Annotated in this window: 18 protein-coding genes and 1 pseudogene; 4 read left to right on the plus strand and 15 right to left on the minus strand. The window is 57.4% G+C overall.

Annotated features, from left to right (window positions below; all coding sequences use genetic code 11):
• Nucleotides 1-31: 31 nt before the first annotated feature.
• The 6 genes from IB279_RS28860 to IB279_RS28885 form a co-directional block, all read right to left on the minus strand.
• On the minus strand, nt 32-1,051 hold the full coding sequence (locus IB279_RS28860; protein WP_192340142.1) for a helix-turn-helix transcriptional regulator: 1,020 nt from the start codon (nt 1,049-1,051) through the stop codon (nt 32-34).
• 42 nt (nt 1,052-1,093) lie between these two features.
• Nucleotides 1,094-2,110, minus strand: a complete 1,017-nt coding sequence (locus IB279_RS28865; RefSeq protein WP_192340144.1) for a histone deacetylase family protein — start codon at nt 2,108-2,110, stop codon at nt 1,094-1,096.
• Between the two features lie 291 nt (nt 2,111-2,401).
• On the minus strand, nt 2,402-4,042 hold the full coding sequence (locus tag IB279_RS28870) for an ABC transporter ATP-binding protein (RefSeq protein WP_375292964.1): 1,641 nt from the start codon (nt 4,040-4,042) through the stop codon (nt 2,402-2,404).
• Nucleotides 4,043-4,049: 7 nt separating this feature from the next.
• Nucleotides 4,050-4,886 (minus strand): ABC transporter permease, encoded by an 837-nt coding sequence (locus tag IB279_RS28875; protein ID WP_192340374.1) that lies wholly within the window; start codon nt 4,884-4,886, stop codon nt 4,050-4,052.
• Nucleotides 4,887-4,896: 10 nt separating this feature from the next.
• A complete protein-coding gene (locus IB279_RS28880) occupies nt 4,897-5,874 on the minus strand; it encodes an ABC transporter permease (RefSeq protein WP_192340148.1) in 978 nt (325 codons plus the stop codon).
• Nucleotides 5,875-5,979: 105 nt separating this feature from the next.
• Nucleotides 5,980-7,557, minus strand: coding sequence for an ABC transporter substrate-binding protein (locus tag IB279_RS28885; RefSeq protein WP_192340150.1), 1,578 nt, complete (start codon nt 7,555-7,557; stop codon nt 5,980-5,982).
• A 596-nt stretch (nt 7,558-8,153) separates the two neighbouring features.
• Between IB279_RS28885 and IB279_RS28890 the strand changes: the two genes are divergently transcribed.
• Nucleotides 8,154-9,122, plus strand: coding sequence for a LysR family transcriptional regulator (locus IB279_RS28890; RefSeq protein WP_192340152.1), 969 nt, complete (start codon nt 8,154-8,156; stop codon nt 9,120-9,122).
• A gap of 521 nt (nt 9,123-9,643) precedes the next feature.
• Here IB279_RS28890 and rhmD read toward each other — a convergent pair.
• From rhmD to IB279_RS28910, 4 genes are all read right to left on the minus strand, one after another.
• A complete protein-coding gene (gene rhmD / locus IB279_RS28895; RefSeq protein WP_192340154.1) occupies nt 9,644-10,831 on the minus strand; it encodes an L-rhamnonate dehydratase in 1,188 nt (395 codons plus the stop codon).
• 73 nt (nt 10,832-10,904) lie between these two features.
• Nucleotides 10,905-12,215, minus strand: a complete 1,311-nt coding sequence (locus IB279_RS28900) for an MFS transporter (RefSeq protein ID WP_192340156.1) — start codon at nt 12,213-12,215, stop codon at nt 10,905-10,907.
• A 112-nt stretch (nt 12,216-12,327) separates the two neighbouring features.
• The gene (locus tag IB279_RS28905; protein WP_192340157.1) at nt 12,328-13,080 is read right to left on the minus strand and encodes an SDR family NAD(P)-dependent oxidoreductase; all 753 of its coding nucleotides are present in this window, start codon (nt 13,078-13,080) and stop codon (nt 12,328-12,330) included.
• Complete coding sequence (locus tag IB279_RS28910; protein ID WP_192340160.1) at nt 13,077-13,940, minus strand: fumarylacetoacetate hydrolase family protein; 864 nt, start codon at nt 13,938-13,940, stop codon at nt 13,077-13,079. The genes IB279_RS28905 and IB279_RS28910 overlap by 4 nt, the downstream gene beginning before the upstream one ends.
• Nucleotides 13,941-14,045: 105 nt before the next feature.
• Here IB279_RS28910 and IB279_RS28915 point away from each other — a divergent pair, with 105 nt between their 5' ends.
• A complete protein-coding gene (locus IB279_RS28915; protein WP_192340162.1) occupies nt 14,046-15,032 on the plus strand; it encodes a LysR family transcriptional regulator in 987 nt (328 codons plus the stop codon).
• Nucleotides 15,033-15,141: 109 nt separating this feature from the next.
• Here the strand turns inward: IB279_RS28915 and IB279_RS28920 are convergent, their stop codons facing one another.
• From IB279_RS28920 to IB279_RS28940, 5 genes and pseudogenes are all read right to left on the minus strand, one after another.
• Nucleotides 15,142-15,903: an SDR family NAD(P)-dependent oxidoreductase gene (locus IB279_RS28920; RefSeq protein WP_192340164.1), complete on the minus strand. Its 762-nt coding sequence runs from the start codon at nt 15,901-15,903 to the stop codon at nt 15,142-15,144.
• Nucleotides 15,904-15,940: 37 nt separating this feature from the next.
• A complete protein-coding gene (locus IB279_RS28925; RefSeq protein WP_192340166.1) occupies nt 15,941-16,678 on the minus strand; it encodes an SDR family oxidoreductase in 738 nt (245 codons plus the stop codon).
• 408 nt (nt 16,679-17,086) lie between these two features.
• A complete protein-coding gene (locus IB279_RS28930; RefSeq protein WP_192340376.1) occupies nt 17,087-17,926 on the minus strand; it encodes a fumarylacetoacetate hydrolase family protein in 840 nt (279 codons plus the stop codon).
• Between the two features lie 38 nt (nt 17,927-17,964).
• A pseudogene (dld, locus tag IB279_RS28935) lies at nt 17,965-19,688 on the minus strand (D-lactate dehydrogenase).
• Between the two features lie 8 nt (nt 19,689-19,696).
• Entirely contained in the window at nt 19,697-21,511 is a 1,815-nt protein-coding gene (locus tag IB279_RS28940; RefSeq protein ID WP_192340168.1) for an IlvD/Edd family dehydratase, read from the minus strand.
• A 116-nt stretch (nt 21,512-21,627) separates the two neighbouring features.
• Here IB279_RS28940 and IB279_RS28945 point away from each other — a divergent pair, with 116 nt between their 5' ends.
• Both IB279_RS28945 and IB279_RS28950 read left to right on the plus strand, forming a co-directional pair.
• Nucleotides 21,628-22,551, plus strand: a complete 924-nt coding sequence (locus IB279_RS28945; protein WP_192340170.1) for a LysR family transcriptional regulator — start codon at nt 21,628-21,630, stop codon at nt 22,549-22,551.
• Nucleotides 22,552-23,094: 543 nt separating this feature from the next.
• Nucleotides 23,095-25,335, plus strand: a complete 2,241-nt coding sequence (locus tag IB279_RS28950; protein WP_192340172.1) for an extracellular solute-binding protein — start codon at nt 23,095-23,097, stop codon at nt 25,333-25,335.
• The last annotated feature ends 5 nt before the right edge of the window (nt 25,336-25,340 follow it).

The raw sequence follows: 25,340 nt of genomic DNA on the forward strand, positions 1-25,340 counted from the left end.
AACTATCACATATGCCAGAGGCAGAAGGATTTCAAAGGTCGTATTTTTCGTGCTTATGGCCATCGCTGCGTGCAAAACGCGAGCTACAGGAAGGGCTAAGGCCATATGCGCCCTTATAGAGTGTTGAGAAACGACCCGGGTTAGTGAATTGAAACCGCAGCGCTAGATCGGTGATGCTGGTCACGTTGCCGGTCTTGATCTCCCGATGAGCAGCCGCCAGCCTTAAGTTACACAGAACGCCCATGGGCGAGCAACCGCGATAGCGTAGGAACATTCGCTGCAAAACCCGCGGGCTGCATCCCGCCGCATGCGCCAGTTGCTGAAGCGTAATGGGATTGGACAGATGTTCCCTCATGAAAGCCTCGACTTTAACGAGTTGCCTTGGGGCATCCGGCAGAGTTCCATGACGGAAAGCGTCGACTAGATTATGTGGCAGCCTCATAAATAGCTTGGTAAGCGCCAACTGCTGGTAAGCGCGGGCTAGCATTGATGTCTCTTGTGGCGCGGAAGTGCCGAGTTCCCTCTCTGCCTGACGCAGGATTTGATACAGGGCCTGCGCGCCACCCATGCCGAAGTCGGTTGGCGGTAAGTCGAATGCCTGCAGATAGGGGCTCCCGGTGAGATCCTCGAAATGTTGGCGCAATGCGGAGTGAGGAACGGAGTAGGCCAACCATGAACTGAATGGGTGAATGGTTAGGCGCTGCCCTTTATTTTCGCAGACACTGGCAACCTGGCTTGCGCTAATCTGCCGTGCTTTTCGTTTCAGGCGATCACTAAATTCAATCCCGCCGGTCACGACGAAAAACAGGCGAATTCGGTCCAAGTCACGCCTGGAGAGTGCTTCAAGACCGACCGAGTGCTCAGCGCTAGATATCGAACAAAGCTCGATGCTTTGTTTACGGTATGTGAGTAGACGACTTTGCCCAGTGGCGGTGCTAACCGTCCATTTCCAATTCGGTTCGGCCGCACTCAAATCGCGAACGGCTGCGTCGGTCGAACAGGAATCAAAACTGGCTGCGGGCGGTCCTATATTACATGTGAACGCGCTCATCTCCGTGGCCCCTTCCAGGTTTTCCGTTTGGTGACGGGTGAACTACAAAAAGCTGCGAAGATAGCTCTGCAAATTTTCTCCCAGGCAAGGCTGCATGTAGCCGCCTTCCTGAACGTTAAGTACTGGCAGCCCGAGCGAGCGGATGGACAAGGCAATTCGGGCAAAGTCCCGCGTGGTTAGGGACATTCCTCGGAATGGATCCTGCTCATGCGCGTCGAGGCCCAGTGCGACCACGATTGCTGTAGCCCCAAAATCGTGGATACGTTGGAGCGCCTGCGTCAGTGCTACCAGGTAGAGCTCGACGTTTGCCCCCTGCGGCAACGGAAGGTTTAGGTTAAAGCCCTCACCACGTCCCTCGCCGGTCTCGCCCGACGCTCCTGCATAATATGGATAAAAGGAAGCAGGATCGACGTGGATCGAAAGCGTCAGCACATCATCGCGATGGTAGAAGATCGCCTGCGTCCCGTTGCCGTGATGCACATCGATATCCAGAATGGCAGGGCGATGCCCACGCAGTCGCAGATATTCCGCGGCGATCGCAGAGTTGTTGAGAAAGCAGAAGCCTCCTGACATTTCTCGGTAGGCATGATGTCCAGAGGGGCGGCTAAGTGCATAGACCGCAGTATCCCCCGCCAATATGCGCGAGGCGCCGGTCAATGCCGTCTGTGCAGACCAATAAATTGAATCCCAGCTTTGCTCTGAAATGGGGCATGATGTGTCGGAGTTGTGAAAGCCAATCATGGCTTCAGTATTGCTTGAGTAATCTGCCAACGGATCTGCGCAGAAGCGACTGGGAACCACCTCAACAATGTCAGGTAACGCCTGGCGGGATGCGTTGAAAATTGTGCGCAGGTAATGAATATAGCGTGGTGCATGCACCGCGCCGATCAGCGCTATACCGTGGTCGCTGGATCTCTCATGTTCGCATCCTGCATCAAGCGCCCCTTTCAAAAGCATCGAAACCCTCTCCGGCCTATCGGGATTAAGAACAATCTGGCCGTTCTCAAGGCGAAACTGCGGATCATGGGCGCGCTGGCGTTCATCTAGAATGACCTTCATAGGTTCTCCTTGTGGTCAGGATTACAGTCGTCTTCTCCTTGGCGGCGTTTAGGTTCATGGAGGGCGGCGCGAGCTTCCACCCTCCATTCATGAGCCAAACGCCAGCCGGTCTGTGGCAGCCGCCCGCGGCTGCGTGGACCTCAGCCGCAGCAAGGTCGAAGCGTTCAAGGGCGGCGATTTCAGAGCGCCAGATCAATGGTCAAGGTGTCGATCTGTTAGCCAGATGGCGTGGTGGCTGCTCAGTGTTTCGACAGCATCTGGCGCAACCTAAACCAATAGAAGCTGCAGATTTTACTTGGTAAATTCCTTGACGGCTTCGCGCGGGTTCCAGTGCAATCCCGGGATCGAAGCGATTAAGCGTTGCGTATAGGGGTGTTGAGGCGCATCGAGAATGCGGCCCGACGGGCCGCTTTCGGCAACCTCGCCTTGGTAAAGTACGGCAATCCGGTCGCAAATCTGAGCTGCTACCCTCAAATCGTGGGTGATGAACAGTATGGCGATCCCCAGCCGTTTCTGCAGGTCCTTAATCAAAGCGAGTACTTGCGCCTGCACCGACACATCGAGCGCCGAGACGCTTTCGTCTGCAATCAGCAGTTCGGGCTCTAGCGCAAGCGCGCGAGCGATGCCGACCCGCTGCCGCTGGCCGCCCGAAAACTCGTTTGGATAACGGTCGAACGCGGAGGGGTTGAGCCCCACCAGCGTTAGCAAATCTCGCGCCTTCCTCTCGGCGCTAGCAAACGGTACACCATTAGCAATTGGACCATCAGTCAGGGTTCTACCTATGGTGTGGCGCGGATTGAGTGACGCAAAGGGATCCTGAAATACCATCTGGATCTGGCGACGCAGCGGTCGGAAGGCACCGGCCGACAGCGGTGCGATATTCTGCCCGCGAAACAGGACTTCTCCGCCGTCAATGTTCGTCAGCTTCAAGAGGCAGCGCCCGAGCGTCGACTTTCCGCAGCCAGACTCGCCAACGATGCCAAGGGTTTCACCGCGATGCAGCGTCAGGCTCAGATCCTTGATTGCATCCACGACGCGCGGCTTTGAAAACATGCCGCCACCGGTGCGATAGCTTTTCCTAAGCGAACGCACTTCCAGCAACGGAGGGCCATCATGGGCGACCGGTCCTTTTTGGGGCGCTTCGCGGTGCGGAACTGCCGCGATCAGTCTTTGAGTATAGGGATGTTGCGGGCGATTGAGGACAGCGTCAGCGGTACCATGTTCTACCACCTGTCCGCATTCCATTACGACCACCCGGTCGGCGATATCCGCCACCACACCAAAATCATGGGTGACGAACAGCACACCCATCCCTTTGGCGCGCTGGATGCCTCGGATGAGGTCGAGGATTTGGGCTTGCGTCGTCACGTCGAGCGCGGTCGTCGGCTCGTCGGCGATCAGCAGTGCAGGTTCCAGCGCCAGCGCCATGGCGATCATGACACGCTGGCGCTGACCGCCCGACAAGCGGAACGGATAAGCACCGCGCAGAGTGGCTGGCGCTGGAAGGCCGACATAATCAAGTAGTTCAAGCACACGATTTTCGCGGTATGCGGTGTTGCCAACATTGTGAACCTCCATGACCTCGGAAATCTGGTCGCCCACTGTCATCAGTGGGTTAAGTGCCGAGAGCGGTTCCTGGAATATCATTGCAATTGAACGGCCGCGTTCGCGCTGAAGGGTGGGTTCACTCATCGCCAGCAGATCCTCGCCGCGAAAGAGGATACGACCGGACGACGGTTTCATGTAGCTCGGAAGAAGTCCCATTATGGCATTTGCCGCCATGGACTTGCCAGAGCCGGATTCGCCGACGACGCAGAGGATTTCTCCGGCATTGAGGTCGTAGGAGACTTTTTCGACCGCGAATTCCCTGTCGAGATTCTTCGGCAGGGGAATGGATAAGCCCTGCACGCTAAGAAGAAGAGGGTGTCCCATGCTCATATTAGCCCTTTCGGCCCCGCAAATGCGGGTTCATCGCATCGTTTAAGCCTTCGCCGATCAGGTTGATGGCCAGTACCGTCAGAAGGATTGCAAGCCCCGGGAAGACGCTCATCCACCAAGCCTCGCGCAGCATGGTGCGGGCAGCGCCAATCATGAAGCCCCAGCTCATCAGGTTCCGGTCGCCAAGGCCTAGGAAGGATAGTGAGCTTTCTGTAAGGATTGCGGTCGCAACCATCAGTGATGCTGTCACGATTATCGGCGAGATGGCGTTGGGTAGTATCTGCGTTAGCATGATGCGCGGTCCCGTCTGGCCAATGACGATGGCCGCCTGAACGTACTCCCGCGAACGTATGCTCAAGAACTCGGCGCGCACCAGGCGCGCTACCGGTGGCCATGCGACAACGGCGATTGCAATGGTGATTGAGGTGATCGAGGGGTTGAAGATTGCCACGAGTACGATCGCCATAGCGAGCGCCGGTATGGTCTGGAAGAATTCGGTCAAGCGCATCAAGATGTCGTCGACCCGACCTCCATAAAAGCCGGCTGTTGCACCGATTGATACACCCATAGCAACCGCAACTGCCGTCGACACAACTCCGATGAGGAGCGAAACGCGCGTGCCATATGCAAGCCCAGCAGCAATGTCCCGTCCAAGCATATCGGTCCCTAGCAGGAAGGCGGAGTCCTCCAGCGGAGCAAGCATGGGATCGCCGACGCTTTGCCAAGGGCTAACGGGAAACAGAACATCCGCGAAAAGTGCCACGAAAACGAAGAGGGTCAGAACGATGAGGCCGATGAGGGCGCCGAGATTGCTCGCATAACGTTTAAAGAAATTCATGGGTTTCACCTCAGCTGGTCGCATCGATGCGGGGATCGACAAACCGGTAGAGCAGATCGGAAGCGAGATTGACGATGACGACGACCGCGGCCGTGACCAGGAAAACGCCTAGCAGGACCGGATAGTCGCGCTGGAGCAATGCATCGAACATGAGGCGCCCGATACCGGGCCAAGCAAATACGGTTTCGGTAAGGACAGCGCCGCCGACAAGCTGACCGACTTGTATGCTGGCAAAGGTGAAGACCGGCAGAATGGCGTTGCGCAGGACATGTCGGCGAATGATACGTGCCTTGGGGACGCCTTTGGCACGCGCCGTTTTGATGAAATCGAGGTTCATCACTTCGAGCATCGAAGCGCGGGTCAGGCGCGTATAAACTGCCGTGAAAAACAGCCCGAGCGTCACCGTCGGCAACACCAGATGGTGGGCGATATCGACGACACGGGCCCAACCCGTGTAGTTCGCGCCGATGCTCTCCATATTGAAGGGCGGTAGCCAGCCGAGATTGATGGAAAACACCAGCACCGCCATCAGGGCAACCCAGAATAAAGGCGTCGCGTAGAAGATCAGGGCACTGGTCATGATCAGCGCATCGGCAGCGCTGCCGCGGCGATAGGCAGCGGTGATACCGAGGATGATGCCGAGGGCTAGAGAAAAGATGAAGGCGCACCCAGTTAGAAGCAGGGTCGCCGGCAGCCGTTCGAAAACAAGCTGAGCCACGGGCAGTTGGTTGCGATAGGAGTATCCGAGATCGCCGCTAAGAACTCCTTTCAGATATGCCCACAATTGCCAATAGAGGGGCTGGTCGAGGCCGAACTGCGTGCGCAGCTGAATGAGGTATTTCTCGTCACCCGCACCGGCCTCGCCCGCCAGCACCGCTGCCGGATCACCGGGCGCCAGATGGATGAGGAGGAAGTTCAGGACGACCACCCCCAGAACGACAAAGACCGCCTTCGTCAATCTTTGAAGGAAAAAACCTAATCTGTTCAAGTCGTTTCTCCTGGCCTATTAAAGGCCGACAAAAATCCGGCAAGGACCGGTGCGGGAGATGAGGCGAAAACAGCACGGGGCGGCCTTCGTCGATGCGATGGGGCGCTACTTTGCGATCCACGCCTCTTCCAGCGCCTCATTGAGGCCGATTGCCGAGCGCACAAGGCCTTTGACCTTCGACTTGCTGATCGTGGTGTTCTTTATTTCGATGAGCCAGCCGAGTGCGACATCGTCAGTGGTAATCTTCTGCATTTCCGCATAGGCAGCCTCTGCATCCTCCGACTTGACGGCAGACGCACCCTCGGCAAGCAACTCGTCAACCTTCGGGTTGGAATAGCCCTCATTGTTGGCAAAGGGCGTTCCCTTGATGATGTTGGCGGAAAGGTAATGACGCGCTACGCCGAGCGCCGGATGGCCGTACTGGTAGGTGAAATTGAAGGAGATGTCGAAGTTCCAGTCAGACAGCGCCTGCGACCACCCGCCAGCATCAACTGATTGAATAGTGACTTTGAAACCGATTTGCTCAAGCTGCTCCTTCATGTATTCGGCGAGGCGGTCCCAATGTGAGCCGTAAGGCATCGGCATCAGCCGGATCGGCTCGGCAGCGACATTGACGCCGGATTCGGCAATCAGCGCCTTGGCCTGCTCGATGTCAAATGGATAGGTGGAAGTGTTTTCGGTGTAGAACTGGGTTGTCGATGCCAGGGGACCGGTGGCAGGAATGCCCTGACCAAAGAAGACAGCCTTGGCAATGAAATTCCGATCGATGGCATGCATGACAGCTTGGCGCACGAGTTTGTTGTCGAACGGCGCCTTGCGCAGATTCATTATCATAAACGAGAGAGGAGAATACATCTCCCAGCCGTTCGTCGTCGTGTCAACGTTCTCAAGCTTTGAAAGACGCCTGACTTCGAAGCCTTCGACATCGCCGCCGCGCAGAACATCGACGGTGCCCTGCTCAAATGCAACTGCGCGGGAGGCTGAATCGGGTATGACGCGGAAATAGATATCATCGAGCAGCGGCTTGCCCGGTTTCCAATAGTTTTCGTTTTTCACGAGATGGACGTACGAGCCTCGCTGCCATTCCTTGAATTTGAAAGGCCCGGTACCGATCGGCGTCTGGTTGGCCGCATTGCTGGCGTAGTCTGTGCCGTCATAGATATGCTTCGGGACAACGGGGAAGGAACTGATCTCGAACGCATAAAGGAAGGCCGAGAACGGTTTCTTCAACTTGAAGACGACTTGGTTGGCGGCGGATGCGGTGATCGTTTCGATATAGGTGTTGGCGATATAGCGCCAGCGTGGATGAGATTTGCGCAGGAACTTGTCGGCAGTGAAGACGACGTCATCGGCTGTAAAGGGCTTCCCGTCATGCCATCTAACATTGTCCTGAAGAGTGAAAGTGTATGTAAGGCCGTCACCGGACACCAGCCACGATTTTGCCAACGACGGCTCAGGTGCCAAATCCTTGGTATAGCTTAGAAGGCTCTGGTAGATTTGCCCGCCGGCGAAAATCGTCGGCCCTTGGGTATTAAGTCCCAGCATAAGCGTAGGCGGCTCGGGCTGGAGTATCATGTTGAGCGTGCCACCCTTGATCGGCGTCTCCTGAGCATGGGCAATCGACGTCAAGGCGACGCCCAAAACGCCAAGCAAACCCAGTGTATACTTGATGCAATTTCTCATTGAATACCCCTCTTTGTTATTGTGACTAGTTACCGTGTGCAGAATATCTCTGGAGAAAATATCTCCAGTTTTCTATGCACGTCCGCTAGTTGTATTTTCACGAAGGATAGTGAATTCACTAAAAGCCGTCCAATAGTTAAATCAAATATCGATTATAGTTTATACTGCCCCTCATTACACGGCCACTTCCGCACGGACTTGAAGTTCATATTCCAAGCGGCGCTCCCGGTCCAAAGGCGACAAGCAGCGGCTGGATCTTTGTCTATGCACATTCGAAGCGCGTTGGTTTGCGCGTCAATTCATCACCGCTCGAGGCATCGTCGGAGCTTTCAAATGCAGCCGTTGCGCCGAGGGCTTGGCGCACTCTTCGTAGCTGCGCCCTTTTCGAAGACTGCCGCGACAGGTGGTTGGGACATTGCCGGCGAACCAGCCTGCGCCTTCTGCGGATTGATCCAACTAGCTTTGGGCCGCAGAGCGGATCATCGAGGTGGTGCAGGCGGCAAGCCTTGCTATATTGGTTGCGTCTTCCCAGTTGCTCGGTTAAACGCGATCGCACGCTATGCGACTTAATCCATGTATTCGGAACGCTTTAGAAGATGGGCCGCACGCCACTAATAGATCCTGAAAGGTTTCTTCACGAGCTGGATTGGAATCTGCTTCGCACCTTCGTTGCAATTGTTCAGGCGGGCGGGATTTCTAAGACGGCTGAAGCCATGCGACTTAGCCAACCATCGGTAAGCGCAGCGCTGAAACGGCTCGAGGGTCAAGTTGGCAAAAAACTGATAGATCGAGGTCCCGGCACGTTCGCCCTTACTGAGGCCGGATGTCAGCTTTATACCGAAGCAATTGAGATCCGAGGCTCCGTTCTTCGTCTGGCGACGGTGCTTCGCGACGTGACCGATGTTGTAAAGGGGCACGTCCGGCTTGTGATCGCAAGCCACGTCGTGACGCCGATGCTGGATGAATGCCTGCGCGACTTTTGTTGTACCTACCCGCTGGCAACAATTGAGATTGAGGTCATGGCAAGTCGGCAGGTTCAGGCAAGACTCGTCGAGCGCAGCGCCTCCGTCGGCATTTGTCTTGCTCACGTCCAACAGGCAAAACTTCAATATGCCCATATGTTTACGGAATACTTTGGGATATTCTGCGGGCGATTTCACCCCCTCTTCGGTAGAGAAGACATAGATAGAGCGGAGCTAAAGGGACAACCCTCAATAAGTTTCGTTACCGATCAGATGAATGAGGCCTTGCGACCAGTGACCCTGATGCGAGCGGAACTGGGTCTCTCGGATCACCTCGTCGGCAGCTCTCCGAATCTGGAAGAAATAAAGCGCATGATTTGCGCTGGCGTCGGTATCGGGCCTTTGCCCGTCCACGTCGCAAGACTTGACGTGGAGGGTGGATTTCTGTGGCAGTTACCACCTTACAGTGGCTTGCCTCAGATTGAGATCAACGTTGTATGGAACCCCGATGCCAAGCTAAACCGTGCTGAGCGGGCCTTCATAGACCTTCTGCTTTTAAAGATTTCGAATACGCCTCCTGAACTTCGCGACTATCAACGATAACGCCGGACCGGCACTGGATCAGCTTGCCAAAACGGGACCGAGGCTAGCTTCGGTCACGCCAATTTGCCCCGACCACGCGCTCTTCCGATTTTGTGGCTTCCCACTTCAACGCTTTTTCCAACTTATTCCGTCATCTACACGATCCGCGGCAAATGCTGCCCGCAGACCTCACTCAGGCTTTCTCTTCCCTCGACCAGTCAAGTATGCCAAGGCCAACGCATATCGCCCTGCGTCGGTTTGCATGCAGGCAAAAATGCCTCGGCGACGGAAGCACGACTCCGTCTGACGTCGCGTGGTGTTTGATCGAATGTTGGCAAAGACAAGAGCCAGCTGACGCCACAGCGCTGTGGTTGGTCGACCGTCCGTTCCCCAGATGATGTTGTCGTCCGGTTTGAGGTTATCCGTTGCGCACCGAACCCGCGGCCACGCAATGATCGAACGGTCTGTCGTCCGCTCCCTGACGAGCTTCCAGGCGATCGGACAGCGCGTTCGATCTTCATACTGTTTGCGACAGGCATCGATCAGTCGTTGGGATAAGGACGATGCAGCTTAACTTCGGGGTTCAACCGCACGCCGAAGCCAGGTTTGTCGAGTGCGCTTGCTTTCATTCGTCCGTTCAACGGCACGGGTTCGTCGAGCAACAATGGCGTGAACATGGGCACCACCTGATCGGGTACCGGATGCATCATCAGGAATTCAGCAAAGGGAGAGTTCTGCCGGGTAATCACGAAGTGATAGCTGTAAACAGACGAGCCGTGAGGTACTACCAGTGCGGAATGTGCATCAGCGAGGGCTGAGATCTTCATGAGTTCCGTCAGCCCACCGCACCAGTTCACATCGGGTTGGATAACATCGCAGCACCCCATTTCCAGAAGCATACGGAAGCCCCAGCGTGTCGCTTCATGCTCTCCCGTGGTTAGCAACATTCCCTGGGGCAGGTTCTTCCTGAGCTGGGCATATCCCCAATAGTCGTCCGGCGAGAGGCATTCTTCGACCCATTTCAAGCCATAAGTGTGAGCTTCGTGAGCGAGGCGCGTTGCATAGTTGACGTCAAGGCTCATCCAGCAGTCGAACATCAGCCAGAAGTCGTCGCCGCAACGCTCCCGCATTGTGGCGAGCTCCTCTATATTCTTCCTAAATCCCACTTCGCCCTCTGCCGGAACGTGATGAAGCGGCATCTTGCCGCCGATGAACCCCATCTCCTTGGCAAGGTCGGGTCGCGCGCCGGTGGCGTAGAATTGTAGCTCGTCACGCACCGGGCCGCCAAGGAGTGCATGCACCGGTTCTCCGCGCAACTTCGCCAGTAGGTCCCACAATGCAAGGTCGACGCCCGAGATGGTGTTCAACACCACACCCTTTCGTCCATAGAATTGTGTTGCGAAATACATCTGGTCCCAGATTCTCTCGATCTCGGTGACCTTGCGGCCTATGAGGAAGCGAGCGAGGTGCTTCTCGACGATGAAGGCGCCAATTTCGCCAGCGGTGGTGACCGCAAAGCCGATCGTGCCATCAGAAGCCTCTACTTCGACCACCAAAGTACCAAGGACGTTGATACCGAAACTGCGCCGGCTCTGTCGGAATTCGGGATACTTACCCATCGGCGTGCCGATGTGGTCGTCGATCCAGTGCCCCTCGCCCTGATCGTGATAGTCTGCGCCGCCGCCGCGGACGGTATAGGCGCGTACAGCTTTTATTGTCGGCATGGACATGAGGTTTCTAGCTCCAGCAAATGAAAAAACCTACGGCGACCGCGATGATCGCCGTAGAAAAGAGGGCGAGCCGCTATAGACCTCCGCGCACTTCTGCGCCGCGGCCGACCCGAACCGCTGCCAGCGCAAACAGAAGTAGCGCACCGATCAAGGTGGTTCCGGCCAGTAGATAAAGCCCTGCAGAGGATGAAACGAAGGTGGCCTCCGCCCATGTCTTGACGTTCGGAGCGACGAAGCCGCCGAGTGAACCGAGCGAGTTGATCAGCGCGATGCCGCCTGCCGCCGCCACGCCGCCGAGATAACCGGTTGGCAGGGTCCAAAAGATCGGTTGCACGGAGATAAAGCCCGCTGCCGCGAAGCAAAGCGCGATCATTGATAATAGCGGCGAGCTCGAGGCTACAGATGCGGCGATACCAATTGCGCAAACCACCAGTATACCGCCTGCAAACAACCCACGTTCGCCTGTATGGTCGGACCAACGCGGCAGCACATAGGTAGCCAGAATGGCGCAGATCCATGGGATCGCGGTGACGAGACCGACAGTGAGCCCAACTTTGGTGCCGAGTAGGTTCGCGACCTGGGTCGGCAGGTAGAAAACCACGCCGTATACACTCATCTGGATCAAGAAGTAGATAAGGGCGAAATAGAGTACCCGACTGTCCTTAAGCGCGCCGAGCGTGCCGGATGGACCATGTACCTGCTTAACATTGTCCTCGGCTGAAAGGGCAGCGGAAAGTGTCTCCTTCTCGGCGTCCGTGAGCCACTTGGCATCGGCCGGCTTGTTATCGAGGTAAAAATAGGCCCAGACACCAACCACCGAGGCAAGCAGTCCCTCAACCATGAACATCCATTGCCAGCCATGCAGCCCGCCCCATCCCTGGAACTCAAGCAGCAGACCAGACAACGGCGAGCCGAAAATAAAAGCCAGCGGGGCGCCGAAGTAAAACAAGCCCATGGCCCGTCCGCGCGCGCTGGAGGGGAACCAGTAGGTAAGGTAGAGGATGACGCCCGGGAAAAACCCCGCTTCAGCGATGCCGAGCAAAACGCGCAAGATATAGAAGGTCGTTTCGTCGTGCGCGAACATCATCGCGGCCGAGATGAGGCCCCAGGTCACCATGATGCGCGCCATCCAGATGCGTGCACCGATACGATGCATTAGGAGGTTGGATGGAACCTCAAAAAGCGCGTAGCCAAGAAAAAAAAGGCTAGCGCCGAAGGCGAACGCCGCATCCGAAATGCCTGTATCGACCTGAAATGCCTTCTTGGCGAAACCAATGTTGGCTCGATCCAGAAAGGCAAGTACGTACATTAATAACAGAAATGGGAGCAGCCGCTTGGTGACCTTGTTAATGGTCGCCGAAAGCGCTGGCGAGATAGTTGGCATGTGGGATCCTCCCCAGGACGTGGACAAACTGTCGTCTTAGCGGCCGGAAAACGGCAGCCGACGATCTTCTTCCTCAATGTGTACGGCGCGCTGTGCGTCGCCAAAAATGGTTTCAGTAGACGGCGCGACCGCCGGAAATGTCGAACACTGCGCCCGTGGAGAAGGCGCAGTCATTCGAGGACAGCCATCCAATCAGGGCTGCAGCTTCCTCGACTGCGAGGAAGCGATTCATCGGAATCTTTGATCGCATGAACTCGATGTGCTCCTGCGACATTTGCTCGAAGATCTCGGTCATCGCAGCCGCTGGGGTGACTGCGTTGACCAGGACGTTGCTCGTGGCCAGTTCCTTGCCAAGCGACTTGGTCAGCCCGATTAGACCCGCCTTTGATGCGGAGTAATGCGAAGCGTTCGGGTTTCCCTCTTTCCCGGCGATCGATGCGACGTTGATGATCCGGCCCCAGCCATTCCTCAAAAGATGTGGCACCACTGCCTTGCAGGTTAGGAATGGCCCCATGAGATTGACCTCAATCACACGGTGCCAGATTTCGGTTTCCAGCTCCCATAGCTTACCATTGCCGCCAGTAATGCCGGCATTGTTCACCAGGATGTCGATCTTCCCGTGCCTGCTTACGGTCGCGTCAGTTGCGGCCGCGACCGAGGCCGCGTCAGTCAGTTCCACGACATGGGTGGACACCGTGCCAAGTGTTCCCAGCATCGCGGCCGCCTCGTCGAGGCGCGCGGCATCTATGTCCCACAGGGCGACCGAAGCGAATGAGCCAAGCATGCGCTCGGCGGTGGCGTAGCCGATTCCACGAGCCCCCCCGGTGATGATGGCTACCCGCCCGCTGAGATCAAGTACGTTCATGGGACCAATTCCGTTCTATGTGCTGCAACCGTGGTTTGCTTCTGCTCCCCAAGGCCCGATATCGACAGACACATGGTCTGGCCTGCCTTCAGAAAGACTGGCGGGTTCTGACCGAGGCCGACGCCGGGCGGCGTCCCGGTCGAGATGATGTCCCCTGGATGCAAGCTCATGAACTGGCTGACGTAGGACACAATGGTCGGGACGTCGAAGATCATGGTGCGGGTCGAGCCATTCTGATAGCGCTTGCCATCCACCTCTAGCCACATGTCGAGCACATGTGGATCGGGGATTTCGTCGGTCGTAACAAGCCAAGGCCCAATCGGACCGAAGGTGTCGCAACCTTTCCCCTTATCCCATTGCCCACCACGCTCCAGCTGGAAATGGCGCTCTGAAATGTCGTTAACCACGCAGTAGCCAGCAACATGCTCATATGCCCGCTCGATCGGGACATATTTGGCTACTTTGCCTATGACGATACCAAGTTCAACTTCCCAGTCGGTCTTTTCAGAGGCACGAGGAATTTCGACATCGTCATAGGGGCCGACGATGCAACTCGTCGGTTTCATGAAGATTACGGGCTCTTCGGGTATTGCCATGCCGGACTCTGCAGCATGATCACTATAATTGAGACCGATGCAGACGAACTTCCCGACCTTGCCCACGCAGGGCCCGATACGATGTGGTCTTTCCACGATTGGCAACAAAGATAGATCGAGAGTTGAAAGTGTCGCGAGACTGTCCGGCAGTAACGCATCGCCCGCGATGTCGGGCAGGATGCCCGATAGATCACGCAGGATATTTTGGTCATCGAGAGCCGCAGGACGCTCACGGCCCGCGGTTCCGTATCGCACAAGTTTCATGAAGGCCGCTCCTCCCCTTCGAACTGACCAACTTGACCCTATTGCACGATGCGATAACTTAATAATGAAACTATGGATTTGCGCTATTCCGTTAGGTTATCACTTATGAAGAACGCTTCCCTCCTGATTCCATTGACCAATCGCCTGCGTTTCAAGCATCTGCGGCTTATCGACTTGATCGCGCGGGGAGGTAGCCTTCATCGAGTGGCCGCAGAAATGAACATGACGCAGCCCGCAGCCACAAAAATCCTGCAGGATGCCGAAGGCTTCCTTGGCGTTCGTCTTTTCGAGCGCGGAGCGCGCGGCATGACCCCTACAGATATCGGAGCCTTCGTTGCCGACTATGCGGCACGCACACTGGCTGAGACTGGCCGCTTTTCCGATGCACTCGATAATTTGAAAGCAGGTGGCTTCGGCGCCTTGTCGATCGGAGCAATCATGGCGACAACTCCGGGTCTTTTGCCAAAGGCAATTGCTGAACTCAAGCGGCGACGACCTCTCATGACGATCCAGTTGCTGGCCGCAACGAGTGACATCCTGCTCAATGCCCTGGAGCGGCAAGAAATTTCGATGGCGATCGGCCGCTTTACCGAGCCAAGCAACGCCCTCGCCTTTGATCTTGAACCACTCGCCAGGGAAGAGCTTTGGATTTTCGCTGAGCGTGGCCATCCACTTGCCGGACGATCGGATCTCACACTGGCTGAGACCGCAACTCTGCCGTGGGTATTGCAGCGAAAGACGAGTCCGATGTGCTGTCTGCTCGAGTCCGCTTTTCGGGAAGCCGGGGTTGGCGGCCTCGAAAACTTCGTCGAGACCACTTCGGTCTTCGCCACACTCCATCTCGTGCGCGAAGCCGGGATGATCGCCTGCCTCCCAAAGTCCATCTTACAGGAAGGGGTTGGTAGCGGCTGTTTCGTTCGTCTGCCGGTCGACCTGCCGAACCAACTCGGACCACTCGGGATCATCACGCGCCGTGGAGAAAAGGCCAGTGCCAACGTGGAAGACTTCATCGATGTGGTACGTACAGTTGCTGCTCGCGAAGCGGACGCTGTTGGAGGGGACTTGCTGCCCCAGGACCGACTGCTTCAGTGAAGTCCTCGTGCCGAACACCCCATAACCGAGGATACGAGCGACGGGATCAGGTTGTGTCGCGATCCCGTGCGCTTGCGTCCTGGGACGTGTCGCACCTTTCCAAGTAGATTCAGTACGACGGCCAATTCGCCTGTGAGAACACGCCACCGTCAACCCAGATCGTCTGCCCCGTGATGAACGAAGCGGCGTTCGTCGTGAGAAAGATAACCGGACCGGTAATATCTTCCGGGGTTCCAACTCGCCGCAAGGGCGTGATCTTCGACCACTTGTCGGAATAGTCGGCCGCTTCCTCGTGGGTGCGCTCCGTGCTGACCGCGCCGGGAGCGACGCAGTTCACCCTGATGGCATGTGGACCAAGCTCCACGGCAGACACCTTCGTGAACTGCTCAATGCCGCCCTTGGATGCCGTGTAGTCAACCAGGTTCGGGAATGCGAGCTTGTTGCAGCCGGAGCCGATATTGACGATTGAGCCCGGTTTGCCTGAGTCGATCATGAGACGTGCGGCCGCCTTGGTATTGAGGAAACAACCTTTCAGGTTCGTCCGGATGACGTTGTCCCAAGACTCCTCTTCCAAATCCAGGAGAGAGGACCAGGTCTGGATTCCGGCGTTGTTGACAAGGACGTCCGGCGCCTCGCCGAACCATGCCGCCAAGTCATCATAGAATCTCGCGACCTCCGAACCGATCCCGACGTCGCAGTGAACTGCCTTCGCTTTTCCTCCTTCCCGCTCAACTTCAGCCACCACGCGTTCTGCGGCTTCCCGGCTAGAACGATAACTGAACGCCACTGTGAACCCGGCCTTTGCCATCGCGGTCACGAGGCAACGTCCGATGCCCGTGCTTCCGCCCGTAACGACTGCAAACTTGCTCACTGAGCATCTCCCCAAACGTTTTCAGAAATCGCGATCGTCAAAGGCTCATCCCGCCGTCTATCACCACGTTCGATCCTGTCATGAACTTCGCTTCGTCCGAGGCCATTAGCAAGGCCACCGAAGCGATCTCTTCGGCGGCACCCAGGCGTCCCATGAGTTGACGCGAGACAAATCTTTTCCGCGCCTCGTCGAGGTCGCCGCTTGCGGCCATCCGGGAATGCAGCGACGGCGTGTCGACGGTACCTGGACTGATCGAATTGCAGCGCACCCCATCCGCGATGAAGTCACGCGCGACCGACATGGTGAGGCCCAGCACGGCGGCCTTCGTCGTCGCATAGGCGAAACGATCAGGAGCTGTCATAACTGAGGAAACGACGGACGCAATGTTGATGATGCTTCCTTCCTTTCGTGCGACCATGGCTGGAAGGAAAGCCGACGTCGTGTTGAACATCGACTTCACGTTGATGTCGAAGCTCATGTCGAGCTGCTTGTCCGTGCACTGTAAGATCGAACCCGTCGCAACGTATCCGGCACAGTTCACCAGTACCGAGACGTTTGAGAACTCGCGCCCTGCCCTCGCAATCGCCTGCCCGTTGGTAACGTCGAGCTGAAACGTCTTCAGGAATTCTGAACTTGGCAATTCGTTCAGGCTCTCCTGATTGATATCCGAAGCGATCACGCTCGCTCCTTCTGCCAGGAAAGCATCGACGACACTGCGGCCAATGCCCTGCCCTCCCCCTGTTACGAAACAAACCTTCCCATTCAAACGTCCCAATTTCTCTTCCCTTCGTTTGCGAGAGTAGATGGCGGCACCCTGCCCCACCCAAGTGCAGATCTGTTGGTAGGCGGTCCGGCTACCACTGGTTCTAATGTCAACGCCGCAGCGTGGACGCCTTTCTCCGATCGGGCCACACGACCATCGATGCGTTTTCTGACGGATCGGCGAAAGCCGTCACGCTTTGACCGTCGCGCGTTCGATGAAGGTCAGCGTCAATAGGTCCAGCAGCGCGGCATTAGCGGTCGCCAGCGCGGTGGCGTTCTCCTTGATTCGCTTCCTTTTGCGTCCGGATTGGCAGCTACTTACCGCATAGGACGACCCGCTCCGCCGCTCGATGGATATCTCGTACGCCCCGTACTGACGACGACGCCGTCTTTGAGATCGATATTGTTCACGGTGTTCTCCTTACGCGCAAATGACGTTCTGGCGCTGCCTGCCCAGACCTTCGATCGCCACTTCCATCGTGTCCCCGGCCTTCAGGTAGCGCGGAGGCTTGAACCCCATGCCTACGCCGGGGGGCGTACCGGTCGTTATTACGTCACCCGGCATAAGCATCATGAACTGCGATATGTAGGAGACGATAAACGGGACGCGGAAAATCATCGTCTTAGTCGAGCCATTCTGGACCAGTTCGCCGTTAACTTCGAGCGTCATAGCAAGATTGCCGACCTCGACTTCGTCCTTGGTCACCAACCACGGCCCGAGAGGACCAAAGGTCGGGCAGCCCTTGCCTTTGGACCAGGTGCCGCCACGCTCGAGCTGGTAGGCACGTTCGGACACGTCGTTGCAGATGCAGTAACCGGCGACGTAGTCGAGCGCGTTCTCTTCCGACACATAGGAGGCCCGTTCGCCAATGACGATGGCGAGCTCTACTTCCCAGTCGGTCTTCTCCGATCCTTTGGGAATGACGACTGCATCGTCGGGACCGACGATGCAGGACGGCGCCTTGTTAAACAGGATCGGTTCGGCAGGAATTGGCATGCTGCTTTCGGCCGCGTGGTCGGAGTAGTTCAGACCGACCGCGATAAAATTCCCGACGCTTGCCACGCATGGGCCGATGCGGACGCCTTGCGGGGCGAGTGGAAGTTCTTCGCACGGTATTGAGGCAATCGCTGCGAGCGCCTTTCTCTCAAGGCTGGCGCCGGCGATGTCGGAGATGCGTCCCGAAAGATCCCGAATCTGGCCATTGGCGTCGATGCGGCCGGGCTTCTCTCTCCCCTGCTCTCCGAAACGGACGAGTTTCATATGACTTCCTTCTCCAAGTGCTTGTCGAATGGTTGGTGCTATTTTCCCTTCCATCGCAACCGCCGCGACGTCTGGCCGACGCCGGGGTTAAAGCAGTTGCAAGGATCAAGGGATCGATAGTGAGACACGACCTCTTCCGGAGCGGCATATAGGTGACCGAAATTATGCTCTGCCGGATACTTTGCACCACGAGCTGCCACGAGTTCGAGGAGCTCGTGCTCTACGGTAAGCGAATTATAGCCGGGTCTAACGATGTAGTCCTGGTGGAACACCTGGCAGAAAAAGTGGCCGTAATAGAGCCGTTTGAGCAGTTTGGCATCCGTCTCGGGCGGCAGTGTTCTACCCAGTTCTTGTTGTTTCGAGGCAGCGCGATGTCCAAGGCGACAATGCCGCTGGCATCCTCGCGATGCATAGCATTGCAACGGATCGCCGCTCCCGCCACCGCGAATCGATGAAGGAAGGCCGCTTCTCCCTCCTCCGGCGTGCACAGAAAGAAATCGCCGCGCGTGCTGGGAAACATCTGACAAAGCAGCGCTTCCATACTCTCGACGGCGCTCCCCGAGACCTTCAGCATGAGATGGTGCTCGTACTTGTCCCGGAAATAGAGAAGTCGTCGCGGCAGATGTTTGGGAAGCATCCGGCTGCCCCCCTGGAGAACGCGATCGGTCAACGAACTGGGGAGGAAGGAAAACCGCTCGGCGATTGCGTCGATCTTGCTCTTGGCGGCGAACAACACGGGGAGGCAGCGCGTACCCAGCCACTTGACTAGGATGTAGGTGTCCTTTCCATAATCGGCGGCGACGTCGAAGGCATCACGATGGATGTATTCCGCGGCCATCGGCAGCTCGTCAAAGGTCCCCAGGGCACTCCGCCTGATATGGGTGAGATCTGCCGGGCTGTTGGTGCCCACATAGTAAACCTTGGCGGCCTTCTCCACTTCGAACGTATCCAGGCGCACGGCAAATACAGCGAGCTTACCCGCCGACCCCGATACCCCATGAAGCCTTCTTCTATCAGCGTTGAAACGCGCGGGCGTCGAGGCTTCAACATCACGAACATGGCGTTGATATTCCTTGTCCGACGCAACGCCACCCCAAGTGATGTTTCCACTTGCGTAGCCACGGCGCTCCAGCCTCTGCAGCACTTCGATCGGCGACCCGTCGATGTGGATTCCAAGATCGTTGACGAGCCGGAGTTTTCCATGTTCGTCGACCCGGGCGTAGAGGGCCATCTCCGTGTAAGCCGGCCCTCGCTTGATGAGGGATCCGCCGGAATTGTTGCAGATTCCGCCTACAACCGAAGCACCGAGACAGGACGATCCGATAACGGAATGCGGCTCGCGCCCAAGCGGCTCGAGGGCCATCTCCAATTCATTCAAGGTGGTGCCCGGAAACGCCAGCACTTGGCGTCCGCCGCCGAGCAGATGCAGCCCCTTGATACGCATTGTGTTCACGACTACGACCACACGGTCGTAGTCGTGGCCGAAAGGCGTCGATCCCCCTGTCAGTCCGGTATTGGAAGCCTGGGATATGATGACAGCACCTCGAGCTACGCAACATTGAACGACCCGCCAGTATTCGACCAAATTACCTGGACGAACCACCGCAACGGCGTCACCGCCGCCGTATCGGAAACCTCGCACGAAGCGTCTCATCGCAGACGCGCCCGTCAAAACGTGTCTGTTGCCAACGGCGCATTTGAGCTCACCGACCAGTCGTTCACGTTCGATCAGTGGTTGGTCGGCCTCGTTGAACGGTGCCATAAAATTCCTCAATGATTGTCTCGAGGAACGCCCTTGGTCTGGGCGATGCGCTGATACTTGATTGCTGGTTCAAGTACAGCGCCCGTTTCTAGCTGACCAACGAAGGCTCGCTGGATTTCCTGCCAAGGGGTTTGATGGTCGGGATAGTGGTAACCGCCATCGGCTTCGTTCGCTGCATGCCGTCGCGCCAGCTCCTCATCGGAAATCAGGATGTCGGCGAGGCCCCGACCTACGTCGATCCGAACGCGGTCTCCCGTCGTGAGCACAGCCAGCCCCCCGCCCGCGGCAGCCTCAGGAGACGCGTTCAGGATCGACGGGCTTCCCGACGTCCCGGACTGACGCCCGTCTCCGATGCAGGGAAGAGAGGAAACACCTTGCTTGAGGAGGTAGTCGGGCGCACGCATATTCACAACCTCGGCAGCTCCCGGGTAGCCAATTGGCCCCGCGCCGCGCATGAACAAAATGGTGTAGGCGTCGATCTGCAGCTCGGGATCGTCGATCCGCCGATGGTAGTCCTCGGGACCGTCGAACACGACAGCGCGCCCCTCAAACGCCTCTGGGTCAGAAGGGTTGGACAGGTAGCGTTGACGAAACTCTGGAGATATAACGCTGGTCTTCATAATCGCAGACGAGAACAGATTGCCGCGAAGCACCCGAAAGCCAGCCCTTTCTTTCATCGGCTGTTCAAAATGCCGGATGACTTTCTCGTCCTGAATTCGGGAGTGCATATTGTTCTCACCGATCGTGCGGCCGTTGACCGTGAGCGCACGTGTGTCGATCAGGTCGTGCTTGATGAGTTCACTGATGACCGCGGGCACGCCGCCAGCCCGATAGTAATCTTCGCCAAGGTATTCGCCGGCCGGCTGCATGTTGACGAGCAGCGGCACCTCTTCGCCGAACGTCTGCCAGTCGTCGATGTCGAGTTCGACGCCGACATGCCGTGCGATTGCGTTCAAATGAATCGGCGCATTGGTCGAGCCGCCTATAGCGGAATTGACCCGGATAGCGTTGATAAAGGCCTCGCGCGTTAGGATGTCCGACGGCTTCAGATCCTCATGGACCATCTCTACGATCCGAAGTCCGGTTTGATAGGAGATCTCCTGACGGTCGCGGTAAGGCGCGGGAATTGCCGCTGCGCCTGGCAACTGCATACCGAGCGCTTCAGCCAGCGAGTTCATCGTCGTTGCCGTGCCCATTGTGTTGCAATAGCCCGCCGACGGGGCGGAGGACGCTACAAGCTTTAGGAAGCCCTTGTGGTCGATTTCGCCCTTGGCCAGCAGTTCCCGCGCCTTCCAGATAATCGTTCCGGAACCCGTCCGTTCACCACGAAACCAGCCGTTGAGCATTGGGCCGACGGAAAGGGCGATGGCCGGGATGTTAACCGTGGCCGCAGCCATAAGACAGGCTGGGGTCGTCTTGTCGCACCCGATGGTCAGCACCACGCCATCGAGTGGATAGCCGTAGAGAACCTCGACCAATGCCAGATAGGAAAGATTGCGGTCTAGCCCAGCGGTCGGCCGCTTACCCGTCTCTTGGATGGGATGGACAGGGAATTCGATCGCAATCCCGCCGGCGTCACGAATGCCCTCGCGCACACGCTTTGCCAGCTCGATGTGATGCCGGTTGCAAGGGGAAAGATCGGACCCCGTCTGGGCGATACCGATAATAGGTCGACCGGACTGGAGCTCTTCCAGGCTAAGGCCGAAGTTCATGTAGCGCTCAAGATAAAGCGCTGTCATGTCGGGGTTGTCCGGATTGTCGAACCACGCCCGAGAACGAAGCCGCTGAACAACCGGGTGCTCGTCGTCTGAACCCTTGGCCATGCCAGATCCTTGTCATTTCGCTGATCAGATCATGCATATACCGTATGGAGAAGCTGCAGTATAATATGAAATATGCATAGAGACTTAGCGAAAACGCATGACCTTGGAGAAGAACCTTGCACCTCGACGCATTCAGAATGAAGCATTTCCGCATGCTGGTTGCCCTCGATGAGCGGAAGAAGGTCAGCAGCGTAGCCGAGATGTTCGGCATTTCGCAGCCGTCCCTTTCACGCACGTTGTCCGAACTTGAGATTGTCGCGGGACACCGTCTGTTCGAGCGGACGCACCGGGGCACGACTTTTACGGCCGAAGGCGAGGTGCTGTTGCATTATGCCCGCACAGTCCTCACTGACACAGCCCGGGCCAAGTACGACATGGAAGTGGCCGCAGCCGGAAAGCGGGGAAGCGTTTCGATCGGGACGGTCATGACGCCAGCCTCGGACTTCATCGTCCCCGCCCTAACAGCTGTACAAGAACAATATGCGGATCTGGATTTCAACATCACCGTTGCCAGCAGCGACACGCTGCTGGCCCAGATCATGGCGGGCCAGTTGGATTTCGCCGTGTGCCGGATCGGTAGGGAGTTCAACGAAGCGAAATTCGAATACCTGCCTCTCGGCCACGAGACACTCAGGATGGTCGTAGCTCTAACCCATCCATTAGCGGAAAGACAGTCGGTGTCGGGAAGCGACCTTACGGGGCTAGACTGGGCTCTTCAGCCCGCCGGGTCGTACCTGCGCAACGTTGTTGAAGACTATCACCGTCGAAATGGGATCATTCCGAAGAGCATAGTATCGACGTCCTCCGAACTCCTGACGCTTTTTCTCGTTCGCGAAAGCGGCCGTGTTGGGATCTTCGCTCAGACGGTCGCTGAATTGTATGACCGTCACGGCATGTTGCGGGCGCTCAGAATCGACACCGACATCAATCTTCCAGGGTTTGGTCTCCTGCACCTCAAGGGGCGGGAACTGTCCGCCTCAGCTAAGCTGGTCTATCAGGCAATCTTGAAACTGGCCGAAACCGACAAAGCTATGCCCTAGCTGTCGCTTAGCATTCAACGACCTACCCCGGAGATTCCTTCCAGGACGGCCTGTCGATGCTCAACCCGGCAGGCGCATGACAAAAAGCCCGCCGGATGTGGGGTCTATGGTTCTGTACCGTTGATCAGGATCAGACGCCAAACGCGGTTACCCATTATTACAGCCCTGACCGCAAGGGCAAGCCTCTGGCGCCAGCACACATAAACGGCTTTGCGAAGGTTCTGGCTGCTGATGGAAACCAGCTACGAGCAGATCTGTGTACCCACCCGCTCGAATACGCGATCCACATCCATGCCGTACGCAAATGCGATCGCGTTAGACGCCGAATTCACGTTCGGTCGAGTTAAGCCATACTTACAAGCCGTTTCTGCGTCGGAGCAGCTCGCGGCAAGAGCCATTCCGACCCCCTTATCCGCTTCTGCAGAAGCATATTGCTTGTGGCCCGAAGCCTTTTAAGCCCACCAACGCCTCCTTTTAGCGATGACACATTGACTCTCGATAAAGAGAACGATATCGGTTCGTGAAACGTTACATGGAAGTTTCATGGCAAGCACATCTACTATCAAGGACGTTGCGCGTCAGGCGGGCGTTTCGGTTGCCACTGTGTCAAACGTGCTGAACGAGCGCGAGACGGTGAACCGCGATATCGTTCGGCGTGTTCGCGAAGCAGTGGAACTACTTGGCTACAAGCGCCATCAATCCGGCTGGCAGTTGAAGACGAAAAAGTCGTCGCTGGTGAACGTCATCGTTCCTTCGGTGACCGATCCACATTTCGGCGCGCTCTTCACCGGCGCCGAGCGTGTGCTCAACGACAATGGCTATACGGCCGCACTGCATGTCACCTCCGAAATCCGTTCTAAGGAAAACGAACTGCTTGAAATGTCGCTTCAGCAGCGTGCGGCCGGCGTGCTTGTTGCGACCTGTCAGCCCGACGACATGAAGCGCGCTGACGAGTTGCGCGAGGCCGGCATCCAGGTCGTCTGCCTGGAGCGAGAACCTGTCGATGGCGGCTTCACGTTCATCGAACATGATTTGCGCCGACTGATGTTCGACGCGAGCCGGGGCCTTCTGCACCAGGGCTATCGCAACATCGTCCTGTTGACCGGCCCCAAGGAATACTCAAGCGAAGAACGAGCAGGCAGTGGTTTCTTGGATGCCATTACGGCCTCCGGCAGCGATGCCAACGGCGTTGTTCTGGAGACCAACCACGATCCGGAAACGGCTTTCCGCGTACTGGTGGAGCACATAGCCCGCGGCAGATCGGCGGATCTCGTCGTTTCCACGTCGTCCGCGATCCATCGCGGCGCGCGCAAGGCGCTGCAAGTCCTGGCGAGCCAGTTGCAAGGCCATGTCCGTCTCGTCTCGATATCGGAAGAATCCTGGGCAGATGTGGACAGCGACGACCGGCTGGTTGTACGCCGCTCCGGTGTCCAGCTAGGAGCCGCTGCCGCAGAGGCTTTGCTCGAAAACCTGCGCAACCCGATCGCCCATGTCGGCAGCTATCGCAGTCTGGCAGTTTCCGTTTCGCTTGGGGAGCGTAAACCCGCGGCACGACGTTATGGTCATACCGAGGAATTGCGCGTGTTGATGTTCGACAGCATGTCACGGCGGGCAATCTCCGACCTGCAGCCGCATTTCGAGGAGCGCCACGGCGCGCGAGTTCATATAGAAGCGATGTCGGCCGAGCCGCTGCACGCGGTCCTGAGCGATCCGGCCAAGCGTTCGGCTTACGATATAGTGGAAATCGACCAACCCTGGATGAGCGAACTGGCCTCAACCGGCGCCCTCCTTCGGTTGGACGCTCGATTGAAGCAGCATCCAGAGCTGGTACGCGGTCTCGTGCCCGGCGTAATGGATGCCAATTGCCGATTTGGCGATGGATACTTCGGGCTGCCGTCCCGTTTCGACGTCGAGATGTTGTTCTACCGGAAGGACCTGTTTGACGATCCAAACCAACGTCTCGCCTACCGCGATCTGACGGGTGGTGAGTTGCGCCCGCCGGAGACCTGGCGCGAGTTCAACACCGTCGCGCGCTTCTTCACGCGAGCGTTCAATCCCAGTTCAGCGACCAGCTATGGTACTTCGCTGGGGACGAATCCGCCGCATGGGACAATGGTTGAATTTCTGACCCGGTTATGGGGTAGCAATGCACGCGTGCTCGACGATGCCGGCCGAGTGACCCTCGACAGCCGTGAAGCGGAAGCCGTGCTGGAGAACTATATCGAGAGCACCGAGTATGCCGCTCCCGGGTGGCAAGACAAGGAGCGTTCCGGCCAGGTTGATGACTTCGCAACGGGTGACGTTGCCATGGTGGCTATCTTCTGTGCGCCGGCAGCACCGTTGACGGACCGCAGCGTTTCACGCGTGGTTGGCAAGATCGGTTATGCGCCGGTCCCGGGCAACGTGCCGGTGCTCGGAGGATGGTCCATGGGAATCGTGTCCGGTTGCGCCCGGCCGGACCTTGCGTTCGACTGGATGTCCTGGGCCGCCGGAATGGAGATGGCGATCCCGCTGACGATCATGGGCGGTTCGACGCCGGCGCTCGCGCTGTACAACAGCTTGGAACTGCGGTCCGTCTACCCTTGGCTAGGTAAGGCCGTGGAGCTTTTCCCGAAATCCCGGGCCCGTGCCATCTCGCTAACCACCACAGGCGGGCGGCTCAGCGAATTCCGCTACGAGCAGATCGTGGGCAACCATATCCATCAGGCGCTTCATCGCGAAAAGACATCTGCCCATGCACTGCGAGCTGCGGCAGCGGAACTGCGTAGCATTCTCGGGCAGTAGCCGAA

Source organism: Ensifer sp. ENS06 (assembly GCF_014852205.1).
In the GTDB taxonomy this organism is placed as follows: domain Bacteria; phylum Pseudomonadota; class Alphaproteobacteria; order Rhizobiales; family Rhizobiaceae; genus Ensifer; species Ensifer adhaerens.

Bases quoted from the DNA above. Each gene is read 5' to 3' on its own strand.
- IB279_RS28860 (WP_192340142.1), bottom strand. From the start codon at position 1,051: ATGAGCGCGTTCACATGTAATATAGGACCGCCCGCAGCCAGTTTTGAT.
- IB279_RS28865 (WP_192340144.1), bottom strand. From the start codon at position 2,110: ATGAAGGTCATTCTAGATGAACGCCAGCGCGCCCATGATCCGCAGTTT.
- IB279_RS28870 (WP_375292964.1), bottom strand. From the start codon at position 4,042: ATGGGACACCCTCTTCTTCTTAGCGTGCAGGGCTTATCCATTCCCCTG.
- IB279_RS28875 (WP_192340374.1), bottom strand. From the start codon at position 4,886: ATGAATTTCTTTAAACGTTATGCGAGCAATCTCGGCGCCCTCATCGGC.
- IB279_RS28885 (WP_192340150.1), bottom strand. From the start codon at position 7,557: ATGAGAAATTGCATCAAGTATACACTGGGTTTGCTTGGCGTTTTGGGC.
- IB279_RS28890 (WP_192340152.1), top strand. From the start codon at position 8,154: ATGGGCCGCACGCCACTAATAGATCCTGAAAGGTTTCTTCACGAGCTG.
- rhmD (WP_192340154.1), bottom strand. From the start codon at position 10,831: ATGTCCATGCCGACAATAAAAGCTGTACGCGCCTATACCGTCCGCGGC.
- IB279_RS28900 (WP_192340156.1), bottom strand. From the start codon at position 12,215: ATGCCAACTATCTCGCCAGCGCTTTCGGCGACCATTAACAAGGTCACC.
- IB279_RS28905 (WP_192340157.1), bottom strand. From the start codon at position 13,080: ATGAACGTACTTGATCTCAGCGGGCGGGTAGCCATCATCACCGGGGGG.
- IB279_RS28910 (WP_192340160.1), bottom strand. From the start codon at position 13,940: ATGAAACTTGTGCGATACGGAACCGCGGGCCGTGAGCGTCCTGCGGCT.
- IB279_RS28915 (WP_192340162.1), top strand. From the start codon at position 14,046: ATGAAGAACGCTTCCCTCCTGATTCCATTGACCAATCGCCTGCGTTTC.
- IB279_RS28930 (WP_192340376.1), bottom strand. From the start codon at position 17,926: ATGAAACTCGTCCGTTTCGGAGAGCAGGGGAGAGAGAAGCCCGGCCGC.
- IB279_RS28940 (WP_192340168.1), bottom strand. From the start codon at position 21,511: ATGGCCAAGGGTTCAGACGACGAGCACCCGGTTGTTCAGCGGCTTCGT.
- IB279_RS28950 (WP_192340172.1), top strand. From the start codon at position 23,095: ATGGCAAGCACATCTACTATCAAGGACGTTGCGCGTCAGGCGGGCGTT.